The following is a 14,191-nucleotide window of genomic DNA, read 5'->3' on the forward strand; positions in this document are numbered from 1 at the left end:
CGTGTGGTACGCCGTGGGCCGTGGCCCACGTCCTCCTCGACCTGCGCATGGTGCGCGGCCGGCTGCATGGCATCGCCCGGTACGCCCTGGAGCTGGCGCGGCGGATGCCGTCGCTCGCCCCGGACCTCCGCTTCTCCGCGCTGGTGCCGCCCGAGGGGCTGCCGGCCGAGCTGGGAGCGCTCGCCCCGCGCCTCCCCCTGCTGCGCGCGCTGGCGGGCTTCCTGTCGCCGCTCGAGCAGCCCGCGCTGGCGGCGGACCTGGCGCGGGTGAAGCCGGACGTCTTCCATGCCACGTCCTTCTCGCTGCCGCTGTTCTGGAGCGGGAAGCTGGTGGCGACGCTGCATGATGCGAACCACCTGGCGCTGGCGGAGCAGTACACGCCGGCGCAGTCCATCTACTACCGGGTGGTGGTGGGGCCTCGGGCGAAGCGGGCGTCGGCGCTGGTGACGGTGTCGGAGTTCTCCCGCGAGGAGCTGGCGAAGCACCTCAAGCTGTCGCCGTACCGGCTGCAGGTGATTCCCAACGGCGTGGACTCGCGATTCCAACCGGCGACGGCGGCGGAGGCGCGCGAGTTCCGCGAGCGGCACGCGCTGCCGGCGCGGTACGTGGCGGCGGTGGGCAACGCGAAGCGCTTCAAGAACCTGGAGCTGCTGAAGCACTTCGCGGCGGACCTGCCGGTGCCGGTGGTGCTGCTGGCGGGCAAGGGGGCGGTGGCGCACGAGCTGGGGCTGCACGAGAACGTGCTGGATTTGGAAGAGCTGCCCGAGGCGGACATGCCGCTGTTCTACGGTGCAGCGGCGGCGCTGCTCCTGCCGTCGAAGTACGAGGGCTTCGGCCTGCCCGCGCTGGAGGCGATGGCGGCGGGCTGCCCCGTGCTGGCGGCGGATGCGACGGCGCTGCCGGAGGTGGTGGGCAACGCGGCGCTGAAGCTGCCACCGGACGACGCGGCGGCCTGGCGCGAGGCCACGCTGCGCGTGCTGCGGGACGACGGGCTGCGCAGCGAGCTGACCGAGCTGGGCCGCGAGCGGGCCGCGCGCTTCACGTGGGACGACTGCGCGCGGCGCATGCTGGCGGTGTACCGGCGGGTGCTGGAGCTGCCTTCAGCTCCGGGCAGCCGGGCCGACTGAGGCGGGCAGCGGACTCGCGGCCGGTGTTTCGCCCCGCAGCACCCCGCTGCCCTCGCACAGCCCCAGGCCCCAGATGAGCGCGAAGGACAGGTGCACGTTGGAGTGGAACGGCAGGTAGTGCACCAGCGCCAGCACCTGGAAGCCCACCCAGGACAGCAGCGCGCCCGTCGCCGCCAGCGAGCCCTCGCGGTGCCGCCGGATGAGCGCCCGCGCCAGCAGCACGTGCATGCACGCGAACAGCAGCAGCCCCACCAGCCCCGTCTCCGCCCACACCGTCAGCCAGACGTTGTGCGCGTCCGTAGCCAGGAAGTCGTTGATGCCCGTCCGCTCCGCGGTGGCCATCGCCGCGGGCTTGTGGTTGCCGAAGCCCACGCCCGCCAGCGGATGCTCCCGCACCAGCTCCCAGCCCACGGACATGGCCAGCTGCCGCTCGCCGCCGTAGATGTTCCCCACCGCCTTCGCCATCCGCGCCCGCCAGGCCGGTGACACCACCACCACCAGCACCAGCACGCCGAGCACCACCAGCCCCGCCTTGCGTGCCCGGCCCTGCACCAGCAGCAACAGCGCCACCACGCTGACAATCAGCGCCGCCCCCAGCGCCGCCCGCGCGAAGGCGTTGTAGATGGACAGCAGCATCCCCAGCACCACCAGGCCCGCCAGCCCCCGGCGCCGCGCCAGCTCCGAGCCGCCCAGCACCGCCAGCGCGGGCCCCAGCGCGGCAATCGCTCCGTGCGCGAAGCGCAGCCGGTGGAAGAAGAAGCCCCCCGACGCGTAGCGCGGAGACTCCTCCGTGCCGAAGTTCTCGTGCAGGCGACTGAGGTTCAGCTTGAAGAACGCCGGCGGCTCCCAGGACCAGCGCACCCGGTTCTGGAGCATCCCCAGCCCCGTGGCCACCAGCCAGCCGCCGGCCACCACGCCCGCCAGCAGCAGCCACGGCACGCCCACCGTGCCGATACACGCCGCCGCCGCGCCCGCCACCGTGTCCAGCACCTGCCCGTAGCGCGAGCTGCGCGGCCACCGCTGCGCCGCGCCCGTCAGCAGCGCCACCGCGGGCGAGGCGAGCTGCCACGCGCACAGCGCCAGGCTCGCCGCCACGTACGCGCGCACGTCCGGCGCCAGGCGCAGGCTCCGGCGGGCCGCCAGGATGATGGCCACCAGCACCGCCGCGCCCGCCGCGACCTGGACGACGACCTCCGCCAGCACCAGCCCCACCGCCCAGAACGCGAGCACCCCTGCCACCACGCGGCGCAGGCGCGGGTCCACCAGCGGCTGGGACGTGGAGTCCATGGGCGGCGCCACGCTATCTCACCGTCAGCCAGCGACGCGGCAGGTGCAGCCACCCCTCCCGCCGCAGCCACACCGCCCCGGCCACCACCAGCAGCAGGAAGGCGGGCATCCACGCGGCCACCACCGGCGCCAGCCTCCCGGTGAGCACCAGCGTGCGGCACACCACCATCAGCCCCCACATGGCCACCGCCGTCAGCAGGCCCTCCACGATGGCCGCCGTCAGGTGGCCCCTCCGGCTCGAGCGCAGCGCCAGCCCCACCCCGAGCAGCGCCGCGGGCAGCGCCGCCATGGGGTAGGCGAAGCGGTTGTGGAACGCGAGCGCGAACTGGCGCGTCTCCAGCCCCACCTCCCTGCGCGCCTCAATCTGCTCCCGCAGCTCCGCCACCCGCATCTGCTCCGGCCGCCCCGGACGGATGCGGAACGACGTGCCCGCCACGCCCAGGTCGTACTCGGCCTCCTCCAACAGCCGCACCGACGTGCGCCCCTCGCCCGCGAAGCCGCGCTCCACCACGTCGACGAGCCGCCAGCGCGTGCCCTCCACCGGGTGCATCTCCGCCGCGTCCAGGCGCTTCACGAGCTCGAACTCCTTCGACACCTGGAAGATGGACACGTCCTGGAAGCCGTCCTGCGCGCTGCCCGCACGCAGGAAGAAGATGCGGTCCCCACGCCGGAACCACTGCTTCGGCGAGTAGTGCAGGCGCCAGTCGCCCCAGCGGTTGAAGCGCTGGGTGGTGATTTCGTCCACGCGCCTGCCGGCTCGCGTCGCCACCAGCTCGTCGAAGGCCACCAGCCCCACGCACGACAGCAGCGAGCACACCAGGATGGGCAGGTACAGCGCGGACGGGCCGAAGGTCAGCGCGCGAATCGCCGTCACCTCGCCCTGCTTGCGCAGCGCGGACACCGCCGTGCCCGCCGCCAGCAGCAGCGCCGCCGGCCCCAGCTGCTGTATCGCCACCAGCGCCTTGTACGCGTACAGCTTCGCCGCGTCCGCCACCCAGCCCGGCCCCGTGTACGACTTCGCGCGGTCCACGAAGTCCACCACCACGAAGACCAGCACCAGGCCGAAGAGGATGCCCAGCGCGAAGCGCAGGTACGTGCGCACCACGTAGCCGAAGAGCGTGTTCCTCACCGGACCGACCCCGAGCGGTTCACCCGGTACAGCGCCACCGCGCCCACCAGCATGAAGAGGAGGTTGGCCAGCTGCCCCGCCAGCTCCACGGGCAGCTTCCCCTGCTGCCCCAGCTGCTCGAAGGCGCGGCTCAGCACGTAGTAGAGGACATACCCGCCCAGCGTGAACAGATACCCCCACGCCCGCCCCGACTGCCTCCGGCCGATGGCCAGCGGCGTGCCCAGCAGCGCGAAGGCGATGGGCGCCAGCGCGTTGCCCAGCCGGCTGTGCAGCGCCATGCGGAACGAGCGCGGGTCGCCGCCGCGGGCCTCCGCCTCGCGCGCCACCTGCGACAGCTCCGCGAGCGTCAGCTCCTCCTTCGCCGACGTGAAGCGGCTGCGCTTGCCCATGGAGGCGCCCACGCCCACGCTGATCTCCGCGTTGTCGAAGTGGATGACGCTGTAGTCCTCGCTCGCGCCTCCGGAGCGGTGGACCTCCCCATCCTCCAGGGCGAAGCGCAGCACCTCGCCGCGGCTCGTCGTCCCCACCCGGCCGCGGTGCGCCAGCACCAGCAGCGGCGCGCTCGCCTCGCGGTCGTCGTGCAGCAGCACGTTCGTCCAGCGCCCGTCCGCCGACACCCGCTCCGCGTACAACGTCAAGTCACTCAGGTCCTCGTAGAAGACGCCGGACTTCACGTCACCCACCACGTTCTTCCGGATGACCTCGCTCACCAGCTCCTTCACGCCGGTGAGGCCCCACGGCTGCGCGGTGGACGTAATCAGCAGCATCAGCGCGCTGAGGGCCACCGCCACCCCCATGGGCGCGGCGAGCAGGCGCATCGGCCCGATTCCCAGCGACTGGAGGGCGGTGATTTCCCGGTCCTCGCCCAGCCGGCCCAGCCCCAGGAGGATGGCCAGCAGGAAGGCGATGGGCAGCGCCATCATCAGGAAGTGCGGCGTCAGGTACGCCAGCAGCCGCCCCAGGTCCACCAGCGTCACCGAGGAGCCCAGCAGCACGTCCGTGCCCCGCAGGAACTGCATGACGAACAGGAGCAGGAACATGAACGCCACCCACACCCCGAGCGGCACCAGCAGCTCCCTGAGCAGGTAGCGCGTGACGTGCTTCACAAAGCCGCCTTCATCCCTCGCGCGCCGATGTCCCGGCGCAGGTGCATGCCGTCGAAGCGCACGGCCGCCGCCGCCGCGTAGGCCCGCTCCCGCGCCCTCGCCAGGTCCTCGCCCCGCGCGCACACCGTCATCACCCGGCCGCCGCTCGTCACCAGCGCGCCGTCCTGCTCCTCCACGCCGGCCAGGAACACCGTCGCGTCCGCCGGCACCGCGTCCAGCCCGGTGATGCGCTGCCCCTTGCGAGGCGCATCCGGGTACCCCTGCGCCGCCAGCACCACGCCCACGGACGCACCGGGGGCGGACACCAGCGGACGGGCCTCCAGCCGGCCCCGCGCGCACGCGTCCAGCAGCGGCAGCAGGTCCTCGCCGAGCTGCATCATCAGCACCTGGGTCTCCGGGTCGCCGAAGCGCGCGTTGAACTCCAGCACCTTCGGCCCGCTGCGCGTGAGCATCAGCCCTGCGTACAGCACGCCCCGGAACGGCAGTCCACGCCGACGAAGCACGGCCAGCGTCGGAGCGACCACGCGCTCCCCCACCTCGGCCAGCTGGGCAGCGGACAGGAAGGGCGCCGGGGCGTAGGCCCCCATGCCGCCGGTGTTGGGCCCGGTGTCCCCGTCGCCCACCCGCTTGTGGTCCTGCGACAGCGCGAGCATCGCGTAGCGCTCGCCGTCACACAGGGCCATGGCGGAGACCTCCTCGCCCTCCAGCAGCTCCTCCAGCACCATGCGCTGGCCGGCCGCGCCCATGGCGCCCACCGCGCGCACCGCGTCGCGCGCGGCCGCCACGTCGTGGGCCACGATGACGCCCTTGCCCGCCGCCAGGCCGTCCGCCTTCACGACGATGCGGCCCTGCTCCACGGCGTAGGCCTCCGCCTCGGCCACGTCCGTGAAGGTGCGGAAGGCCGCGGTGGGCACGCCCGCCTCGGCCATGATTTCCTTCGCGAAGGCCTTGGAGCCCTCGATGAGGGCGGCGCCCGCCACCGGGCCGAAGCAGGGGATGCCCGCCTTCGCCAGCGCGTCCGCCACGCCCGCCATCAGCGGCGCCTCGGGCCCCACCACCACCAGGTCCACCGCCTCGCGCTTCGCCAGCGCCACCACCTCGTCCGGCGCGTCCGGCCGCACGGGCACGTTGGTGGCCAGCCGCGCGGTGCCAGGGTTGCCCGGGCCGCACAGCAGCCGGGTGAGCCGGGGGCTCTGGGACAGCTTCCACGCGAGCGCGTGCTCACGGCCTCCGGAACCGAGCAGCAGGACCTTCACATCCACCTCACCGTTCCAACTGGAAGAGCATCCTCTTGGCGGGGAGGTACGACGGGTCCAACCCCACCACCGTCACCAGGGTGTTTCGCGCTTCGTCGCGCCGCGCCGGCGCCTCCAGCTCCGCCAGCCGCGCCCGCGCCGACAGCAGGGAGGGCGACAGCTTCGCCGCCTCCCGCAGGGAACGCTTGGCGGGCTCCACCTGCCGCGCGTCCGCCAGCGCCAGGCCGAGGGCCAGGTGGGCGATGGGCATCTGCCGCCCCCCCTCCACGGCCTGTGTCGCCAGGCCCCGTGCCTCGGTGGCGTTGCGCTCGGCCAGCGCGATGAGCGCCCGGTACGCCAGCGCTCCCGCATTGCTGGGGTCCACCTCCAGCACGTTGCGGAAGTGGCGCTCCGCCGCCTCCGGGTTGCCCTGGTGGAAGCGCAGCAGGCCCTCGTACAGCAGCGGGGACGGGTCCTCGGGGCCCGCGGCCAGCGCGAGGATGACACCCTCCACGCCCTGCACCGTCTCCCCCGGCCGTAGCCAGAAGCGCGTCGCCACCGGCCGGGGCTCCAGCCGCAGCGGGTCCGACAGCAGGGCCTGGTGCAGCGCGCGGAACGCATCGTCCCGCCGCTTCGCGCTCGCGGCCGCGACTCCGGCCAGCAGCCGCGCGTCCAGCCGCCGGTCGTCCTGCTTCACCGCCTCCTGGAAGCGCTCCAGCGCGTCCGGGGCCTTCTTCTCCAGCAGCAGCAGCCGGCCCTCGAGCACCAGCTCCAGCGCCGGGTCCTCCAGCCGCCCCTGGAAGCCGGCCAGGTGCTCCCGCGCCTTCGCGGCGTCGCGGCGCCCCAGCGCCACCAGGAAGAGCTGGAAGTGCGCCTCGGGCAGCCCCTTCACCTGCTGCAGGGCCTCCTCCGCTGCCTTCGCCGCCGCGTCCGGGTTGTTGCTGGCGCGCTCCGCCGCGGCCAGGTGCACCAGCACCTCGGCCTCCTCGGCGTTCTCGTACTGGGCGCGGTTCTTCAGCAGCGCGCGCAGCTCGCGCACCGCGGCGGGGGCGCTGCCCTCCGTCTGGTAGCGCAGCATGGCCAGCGGCAGCAGCGCGCGCAGCTCGCCGGGCTCCGCCTTGGCGCGAGCCTCGTACAGCCGCCGCGCCTCCGCCGGCTCTCCCACCTCCTGGTAGATGCGCGAGGTGGCCGCCAGGCTGTCCCAGTCGTTCGGGTTCGACGCCAGGCGCTTGCGCAGCGTCGCCAGCGCGAGCGAGTACTCGCCAGCGGCCTCGTGCGCGAGCGCGCGGTAGAACGGCACGCGCTTCAGGTCCGGCGCCAGCTGCTGCGCCGAGTCGAAGTGGCCACGCGCCAGCTCGCGCGACGAGGACAGGTAGGCACGCCCCAGCACCAGATGGGCCTCGGCCTTCTGCGCGTCCGACACCCCCTCGAGGTCCAGGGACTCCTTCGCCAGCGAGCGTGCCTGCTCCAGCAGGTCCGCCTGCCGCGAGCGGGCCAGCAGCAGGTTCGCATGCGCCAGCAGCACGGACGCCGTGCGGCCGGAGCGCGACTCCGCGACCTCCACCAGCGCTCGCGCCGACTTGAACGTGGCGTCATCCATGCCGGCGCCACGCCCCAGCGACAGCGCCTGCACGTAGCCGACGATGGCCTCGTCGCTGCGCGGGTCCAGGAGCAGCGCCTGCTGGAAGGACTCCTCCGCCTCGGCGTAGGCGGCGCGCTCGTCGCTGGCCAGCTGCTTGCGCCCCTCCTCGAGCCGCTCCGCGCTGGTGCCCGTGAGCTCCAGGTACTTCAGCTTCCAGCGCGACACCGCGGCCTGCACCGCTTCGGGGATGGGCGCGGGCGCGGGGGGCGGCGCGTTGCGGCGGGCCGCGGCCTGCTGCTGCTGGTAGAGATAGAAAGCCCCGGCCCCACCACCGACGAGCAGCAGCGCGAGCACGCCCAGCAGCAGGCCCCGCCCGCGTCCTCCCGGCGAGCGGCCCGCCTCCTGGACCTGCGCCGAGCCCGAGCGGATGCCGGAGTTGGTGAGGGTGCGGGAGCCACTGCGCGACTCGGGTCCCAGCGCCGGCACGGCGGCGCGGCGGCCGCTGCCCGGCTCGGGCCCCATGTCGGGGATGATGTCGGTGCTGATGGGGATGCGCGGGCTGCTCCGGGGCTCGGCGCCCAGGCCCGGCGCGCCGGAGGACCTCGGCCCCCCTCGGGGCTCGGACGTCGGCGCGGGCGTGGAGCCCTCCTCCAGCGCCGTGAGCGGCGGCAGGAAGTCCATGCCCGCCGACGCGGGCTCCTGGGGCGCGGCCCTGGCGCCGGACGCCGGCGCGGAGCCTCCCTGCTGCCGGCACTCGTCACACATGCCGAGCGCCTGGTCGAAGGAGTCCGTCAGCGGCTTCCCACAGGAGCGGCACCCCGCCGTCGCCGGTCTGGGCGCGGCGGGAGCCGGAGCGGCCGCCCGGGGCGGAGGCGCCGCCGCGGACGGAGGCGACACCGGGACGGGCACCGCTCCGGGAGCCGACGAAATCCGGGCCACCGGCGCGGGAGGCGAGGCGGGCGCCGGCCCGAGGAAGTCGAGCAGCGGGTCCTCTCCGGGCGACGCAGCGGCGGCCGGAGGAGCGGCGGCGCCCAGGTCGGCGAACGGGTCCACCGGCGGCGCCAGCGAGGGGCTCGGCGTCGGCATCGCGCCGAAGTCGGCGAACAGGTCCGAGCCTGGAGCGGCGGCCCCCTGCGCGGGCCGGGGCGCGGCAGCGGCCCTGGGCGCCGGGCCGGCCGGAGCCGCGGCGGCCTTGGGTGCCGGACCGGCTGGAGCCGCGGCGGCCTTGGGTGCCGGACCGGCTGGAGCCGGTGACCCGAAGTCGCCGAAGAGGTCATCCACGGGCGCGGCCTGCGGCGAGGGACTGGCCGCCGCGGGAGCCTGGGGCGCCGCGGGCTGCGGCGTGGGAGCCGGCGCGCCCTCTGCGGGCGCAGCCGTGGGATCGCGCCGGACGAGCTGCAGGTTCCGGCAGCGGGGACACTGCGCACGGACGCCCTTGGCGGTGATCAGTCGATCATCGATCGCGTAGGCGGCCGCGCATTTCTGACAGACGATGCGCATGATTCAGTGACGGAAGTGTCGCACTCCCGTCAGCACCATGGCCATCCCATGTTCGTCCGCGGCGGCGATGACCTCCGCGTCCCGGACAGAACCGCCCGGGTGGACGACACAGGTGGCCCCGGCCCGGGCCGCCTCGTCCAGGCCGTCCCGGAAGGGGAAGAAGGCATCCGAGGCCACGGCGCTCCCCTTGAGCGCCCCTCCGCCCCGCTGCATCGCGATTCGCACCGAGTCCACCCGGTTCGTCTGCCCGCCGCCCTGGGCCAGCAGCTGGTCCCCTGAGGCGAACACGATGGCGTTGCTCTTCACGTGCTTGCACACCTTCCAGGCGAAGCGCAGCGCCCGCTCCTCCTCCGGGGTGGGCGCCCGCTTGGAGACCACCTTCCAGCTCAGCTCCGGCTCGCGCGCATCCCGGTCCATGAGGAGCAGCCCGCCGGACACGCTCCTGGCGTCCAGCTGGGCCCTCGGCCGGGCCTGGGGTGAGGCGAGCGCCGGACCCGCCTCCAGCAGCCGCAGGTTCTTCTTCGCCGCCAGGACCTGGAGGGCCGCGGGTGAGTACGTGGGGGCGATGACCGCCTCCAGGAACGTCTCCGCCATGACCTGGGCCGTGGCCTCGTCCACCTCGCGGTTGAGCGCGACGATGCCGCCGAAGGCGGACACCTCGTCCACCGCACGCGCCGTGCGGTACGCCTTCACCAGCGAGTCATCCACCGACACGCCACACGGGGTGTTGTGCTTGATGATGACCGCGGCGGGCTTCTCCGGGAACTCCAGCAGCAGCCCCAGCGCCGCATCCAGGTCCAGGATGTTGTTGTACGAGAGCTCCTTGCCCTGCAGCACCTTCGCGAAGGCCACCGTGGGCTCCGCCGGCGCCGAGTGCTCGCGGTAGAAGGCGCCGCGCTGGTGCGGGTTCTCCCCGTACCTCAGGTCCTGCGCCTTCTGGTAGGCCAGTGACAGCTCGCCGGGGAACGGCTCGCCCGCGCCGCCGGACAGCCATGCGGAGATGGACGCGTCGTAGGCCGCGGTGTGCGCGAAGGCCTTGCGCATCAGCTTGCGCCGCGTGTCCTCGCCCACCGACTTCTGCTGCTCCAGCTCCGCGAGCACCGCCGGATAGTCGTCCGGGTCCACCACCACGGCCACGCTGCGGAAGTTCTTCGCGGACGCGCGCACCATGGCCGGCCCGCCGATGTCAATCTGCTCGATGACGTCCGCCTCCGCCGCGCCCGACGCCACCGTCTGGCGGAACGGATACAGGTTCACCGCGACCAGGGAGATGGGCTCGATGCCGTGCGCCTTCATCTCCGCCCGGTCCGACTCCAGCTCCGTGCGGCCGAGGATGCCGCCGTGGATGCGGGGGTGGAGCGTCTTCACGCGGCCGCCGAGGATTTCGGGACTCTGCGTGTGCTCGGAGACCTTCGTCGCGGGCACGCCCGCGCCCTTGAGCGCCTCCAGCGTGCCTCCCGTGGAGAGCAGCCGGAAGCCCAGGCGAACGAGGCCCTGGGCGAATGGAACCAGACCTCGCTTGTCGGAAACGCTGAGGAGAGCCAGCACGTGTGCGCCTCGGTGTGCGGGGAGCGGCGGTCCTAGCAACCACCCCCTGGGGTGTCAACGCAACACGTAGGCCCTCCGTCGACGGGCGGAAGCCGCCCGGACCTTCAGGGCTTGCGGGCCGAGACGGGCGGCTCGGCCTCGGTGGCCTCGCGCAGCTTCATCAGGCCGCGCGTCTCCACCTGGCGGATGCGCTCACGGGTGAGGTTCATGATCTCCCCCACCTCCTCGAGGGTGATGCCGCCCTTCTCCGCCACGTCCAGGGCGCAGGTGTGCTCCAGCTCCCAGATTTCCTTGTCCGGGAAGTTCAGCTTGATGGACCCCGTCTCCGGATTCACGTCCAGGTAGAGGTTGTGCTTGCAGGACACGAACATGCACGGCCGCGGACCGTTGACGCAGTCGGCGCGGGTGCGCGGACGCGTGTCGTCCATCTGCTTCAGCAGGTCCGCCTCTTCCGGGTCCACCTGACCGGTGAGACGCCGCCGACGCAGGTCGCGCGCCATCTCCTTGCGCGACATGGTCTTGGAGCGACGGCGCTCCTGCGCCTCGCCCGTCTCCTGGTCCCCGCCCTCCTCCTGCAGTTGCTTCACTTCCGACATGTCCCCTCCACTGAGGCCAGTCTACCCGGTTCCGGGCCGGCATCTTATTGCGAACGGATGGTTTCGTCTGCGCGTGCGGTCACGGCGCTACCCAGCCGGGACACGTCCCGTACCAGATCCTGCGCTCTTTGCCGCAGTGTTGCCAACTCCGCCTCGAGCGTACGCCGGTGCTCCCCCCCGAAGGCCCTATCCCCAAGCTCCTCCTGGAACCCATCCAATAGACCGGCCAGGTCCCGCTCCAACTGGTCGATATGATTGCGGTGGAAGACGTAGGAGCGCTTGATGTCCTCCAGCGTGTGCCCCTCCGCCATCATCTTCTTGATGACATTGATGCGGCGCACCGCCTCCACCGGGTACAGCCCCCGGCTCCCCTGATGCTTCCCCTTGCGGCCCACGCGGCGGCTGCGCGGTAGCAGCCCCGCCTGCACGTACTTGCGGAACGTCGCTTCCGACAGCCGCACGCCCCGTGGACGGAAGATCTCCAGGATGGCGCTCGCGGGCAGACCGCCCGCGTTCTCGCGCTCGATCCGGGCAATCTCCTCGGGTGCCAGCAGGTCAATCGATTCCATTGAATATAGGCTACTGAATGGAGGCCACTGAGTGCCAGAGTGGATCGTTGGAGTCAAGGCAGACTGCTACAGGCCTGGACGATGGCGGCCGATTCAGGACGCTCGAAACCGGGGGCCGGCCAGGGCCCGGCGGGTCGCGAAACGCCCTTCAGCGCGCCCGGAACGGGGCCTGGACGGGGCCAGCGCGCGCCGGCCCTTCATGAACGTTGGATGGATGACGTTTCAGCGGCCCTTGGACGCGCGGAACTCGCGGGTCACCGTGGTGCCAGAGGTGATGGTGACGTCGAACTGCTTGCCGCCGGACGGGTGCTCGAAGACGAGCTTGTAGGTGCCAGGGGGCAGCTTGTACGTGGCGCGGCCGGCGACCTCGCCCTGGCGCTTCCCGTTGAGGAAGACGGTGGCGTAGGGCGCGGCCTGCACCTGGAGCGTGCCCGTGGAGACGGCCGCGGCCCGGCCCTCCTGCGGCTCACTGGGAGCGGGCCGAGACTCTCCGGCCGCGGGCGTGGGCACGGCGGCCAGGGACTCCTCGCGCTTCAGCCCCTCGACTTCGGCCTCGGAGTCGGCGCTCGCGCGGCCCGCCGGAGTCCGCGCGTCGTTGGCGGCGGTTCCCGGGGGCGCTTCGGCGGGGGCCGAGGCCGTGGACGGAGGGGTGGCGGCGCGCTCAGTCACCGTGGTGGGAGGAGGCCCGGCGGGCGCGGGCTTCGACTGGGAGCCCATCACCGCGATGCCGCCCGCGATGGCCGCCAGGCCCAGCACGGCGGCCAGTCCCAGCGCCCAGGGACGCCGGCTCGACACGGACTTCCCGTGCGCTGCGGCGTCGGGCTCGTGGGTGGCGGGAACCTCGCGACCCGAGCGTCCGGCCTCCGCCGGCTCCGTCGACAACCCGGCGTCTTCCTGCGCGTCCGGTCCGAGCGAGGACGCCCCCTCCGGCCGGCTCGGAGTCTTCGCGTCGGTCCTCGCTCCGGAAGAAGCGTCCACCCCCTGCGCGGACACAGACGCCACACCCTCCGGACGACTCGGGAGCTTCGCGCCCGAACCACTCCCCAAGGACGACATCCGCTCCGGTCGGTTGGAGGGCCCCGCGCCCGGGCCCGTCACCACGGACGACACACCCTCCGGACGACTCGGGGGCTTCGCACCCGAGCCCGTCGCCACGGACGACACGCCCTCGGGCTGGCTCGTCCGCTTCCCGCTCCCCTCCCCTGCCTCGGGCGGGGACACGGCCGGGGTGCCCTCCGGACGACTGGAGCGGACCGCGGCGATGGGCGCGGCCACGGGCGGCATGGGCGCACGAGGCACCGGAGACGACGCCACCGCCGGCAGCGGCATCATCGGCGTGGCCATCGGCGGCAGCGGCACGGCGCCCTGCTCCGCCGCCCTGCGCGCCAGCACGAAGGTGGCCGCATTGACGTCCTCGTCGGGAGATGGCGCCACCCCGGCACCGCGTCCACCGGCGACTCCGGGCATCACCGCGGTGGGCTCGCGAGGCGCGGAGCCAGCCGCGTCCTCTCCCCGGGGCTGCGGCGCGCTCTCGACGTGGGTCCGCTCCTGCACGGCGGGCAGGGCCTGGGTGTGGCTGCTGGGAAACAGGCGCCGCATGAAGGCGCTCAGGTCCGTGTCGTCCACCGTCCTGGCGTGCTTCAGCACGCACTGGGCCAGGGCGCGCTCCAGCTCACCGGCCGTCTGGAAGCGGGCCGCCGGGTCCCTGTCCAACGCCCGCACCACGATGGCGTCCAGGTCCGCGGGCACGTCCGGGTTGAGGCGGGCCGGAGGCGCAATGGCGCTCTGCTGCACCGCGCGCAGCACCGCCACCTCGGAGTCACCGTCGAACAGCCGCCCGCCCGTGAGCATCTCCCACAGCACCACGCCCAGCGCGAAGATGTCCGTGCGCGCGTCCACGGCCTCGCCACGGGCCTGCTCCGGGGACATGTACGCGAACTTGCCCTTGAGCACGCCCGGCTGGGTCAGCACCTTCCCCGCCTTGGCGATGCCGAAGTCCGTCAGCTTCACCGCCCCGTCGTAGGACAGCAGCACGTTGTGCGGGGTGACGTCCCGGTGCACCAGGTCCAGCGGCTGCCCGTTCACCTTGACCCGGTGCGCGTAGTGCAGCCCTCGCGCCACCTCCGCGCCGATGTGCGCCACCAGCACCGGCGGCACCGGCTCCATCAGCTCCTTGCTCTTCTTGCGCAGCTCCCACAGCGAGCAGCCGCGCACGTACTCCATGGCCAGGTAGTACGTGTCCTGGTGCTTGTCGAAGTCGAAGATCTGCACCACGTTCGCGTGGTTCAGCCGCGAGGCCAGCCGCGCCTCCGCGATGAACATCCCCACGAACTCCGGGTCGCTCGCGAGGAAGACGCGGACCCGCTTGATGACGACTTCCTTCTCGAAGCCCTCCGGCCCGCGCGCCGTGCACAGGTAGATCTCCGCCATCCCGCCTTCGGCGAGCTTGCGGCGGACGACGTACTTGCCGATGTGGGTGCCGGCTTCGAGCGTCACGGGGTTTCCGGAAGAG

10 protein-coding genes are annotated in these 14,191 nt (G+C 73.1%); 1 reads left to right on the plus strand and 9 read right to left on the minus strand.

Annotation, left to right across the window (positions count from 1 at the left end):
* The first annotated feature begins 20 nt into the window (after positions 1-20).
* Entirely contained in the window at positions 21-1,127 is a 1,107-nt protein-coding gene (locus LXT23_RS35260) for a glycosyltransferase family 4 protein (RefSeq protein WP_407692935.1), read from the plus strand.
* On the opposite strand, the gene LXT23_RS35265 is transcribed toward LXT23_RS35260, so the two are convergent.
* The 9 genes from LXT23_RS35265 to LXT23_RS35305 form a co-directional block, all read right to left on the minus strand.
* Positions 1,101-2,414 (minus strand): O-antigen ligase family protein, encoded by a 1,314-nt coding sequence (locus tag LXT23_RS35265; protein WP_256561461.1) that lies wholly within the window; start codon positions 2,412-2,414, stop codon positions 1,101-1,103. The two genes, LXT23_RS35260 and LXT23_RS35265, sit on opposite strands and share 27 nt — an antisense overlap.
* 13 nt (positions 2,415-2,427) lie before the next feature.
* The gene (locus tag LXT23_RS35270) at positions 2,428-3,543 is read right to left on the minus strand and encodes an LptF/LptG family permease (RefSeq protein WP_253984787.1); all 1,116 of its coding nucleotides are present in this window, start codon (positions 3,541-3,543) and stop codon (positions 2,428-2,430) included.
* Entirely contained in the window at positions 3,540-4,649 is a 1,110-nt protein-coding gene (locus tag LXT23_RS35275) for an LptF/LptG family permease (protein ID WP_253984788.1), read from the minus strand. The genes LXT23_RS35270 and LXT23_RS35275 overlap by 4 nt, the downstream gene beginning before the upstream one ends.
* On the minus strand, positions 4,646-5,911 hold the full coding sequence (gene purD, locus LXT23_RS35280; RefSeq protein WP_253984789.1) for a phosphoribosylamine--glycine ligase: 1,266 nt from the start codon (positions 5,909-5,911) through the stop codon (positions 4,646-4,648). The genes LXT23_RS35275 and purD overlap by 4 nt, the downstream gene beginning before the upstream one ends.
* Before the next feature lies 1 nt (position 5,912).
* On the minus strand, positions 5,913-8,966 hold the full coding sequence (locus tag LXT23_RS50210; RefSeq protein WP_267146730.1) for a zinc-ribbon domain-containing protein: 3,054 nt from the start codon (positions 8,964-8,966) through the stop codon (positions 5,913-5,915).
* 3 nt (positions 8,967-8,969) lie between these two features.
* Positions 8,970-10,514, minus strand: a complete 1,545-nt coding sequence (gene purH / locus LXT23_RS35290) for a bifunctional phosphoribosylaminoimidazolecarboxamide formyltransferase/IMP cyclohydrolase (protein ID WP_253984790.1) — start codon at positions 10,512-10,514, stop codon at positions 8,970-8,972.
* Between the two features lie 104 nt (positions 10,515-10,618).
* Positions 10,619-11,110, minus strand: coding sequence for a sigma factor-like helix-turn-helix DNA-binding protein (locus tag LXT23_RS35295; RefSeq protein ID WP_253984791.1), 492 nt, complete (start codon positions 11,108-11,110; stop codon positions 10,619-10,621).
* 44 nt (positions 11,111-11,154) lie between these two features.
* Positions 11,155-11,679, minus strand: a complete 525-nt coding sequence (locus LXT23_RS35300; RefSeq protein WP_253984792.1) for a MerR family transcriptional regulator — start codon at positions 11,677-11,679, stop codon at positions 11,155-11,157.
* Positions 11,680-11,901: 222 nt separating this feature from the next.
* Positions 11,902-14,175, minus strand: a complete 2,274-nt coding sequence (locus LXT23_RS35305; RefSeq protein WP_253984793.1) for a serine/threonine-protein kinase — start codon at positions 14,173-14,175, stop codon at positions 11,902-11,904.
* Positions 14,176-14,191: the final 16 nt, after the last annotated feature.

Origin of the sequence: Pyxidicoccus xibeiensis, from assembly GCF_024198175.1 — a bacterium.
Lineage (GTDB): Bacteria > Myxococcota > Myxococcia > Myxococcales > Myxococcaceae > Myxococcus > Myxococcus xibeiensis.

What these genes read in the sequence shown, in the direction of transcription:
- LXT23_RS35300 (WP_253984792.1), bottom strand. Translation starts at nt 11,679, where the DNA reads ATGGAATCGATTGACCTGCTGGCACCCGAGGAGATTGCCCGGATCGAG.
- LXT23_RS35295 (WP_253984791.1), bottom strand. Translation starts at nt 11,110, where the DNA reads ATGTCGGAAGTGAAGCAACTGCAGGAGGAGGGCGGGGACCAGGAGACG.
- LXT23_RS50210 (WP_267146730.1), bottom strand. Translation starts at nt 8,966, where the DNA reads ATGCGCATCGTCTGTCAGAAATGCGCGGCCGCCTACGCGATCGATGAT.
- LXT23_RS35265 (WP_256561461.1), bottom strand. Translation starts at nt 2,414, where the DNA reads ATGGACTCCACGTCCCAGCCGCTGGTGGACCCGCGCCTGCGCCGCGTG.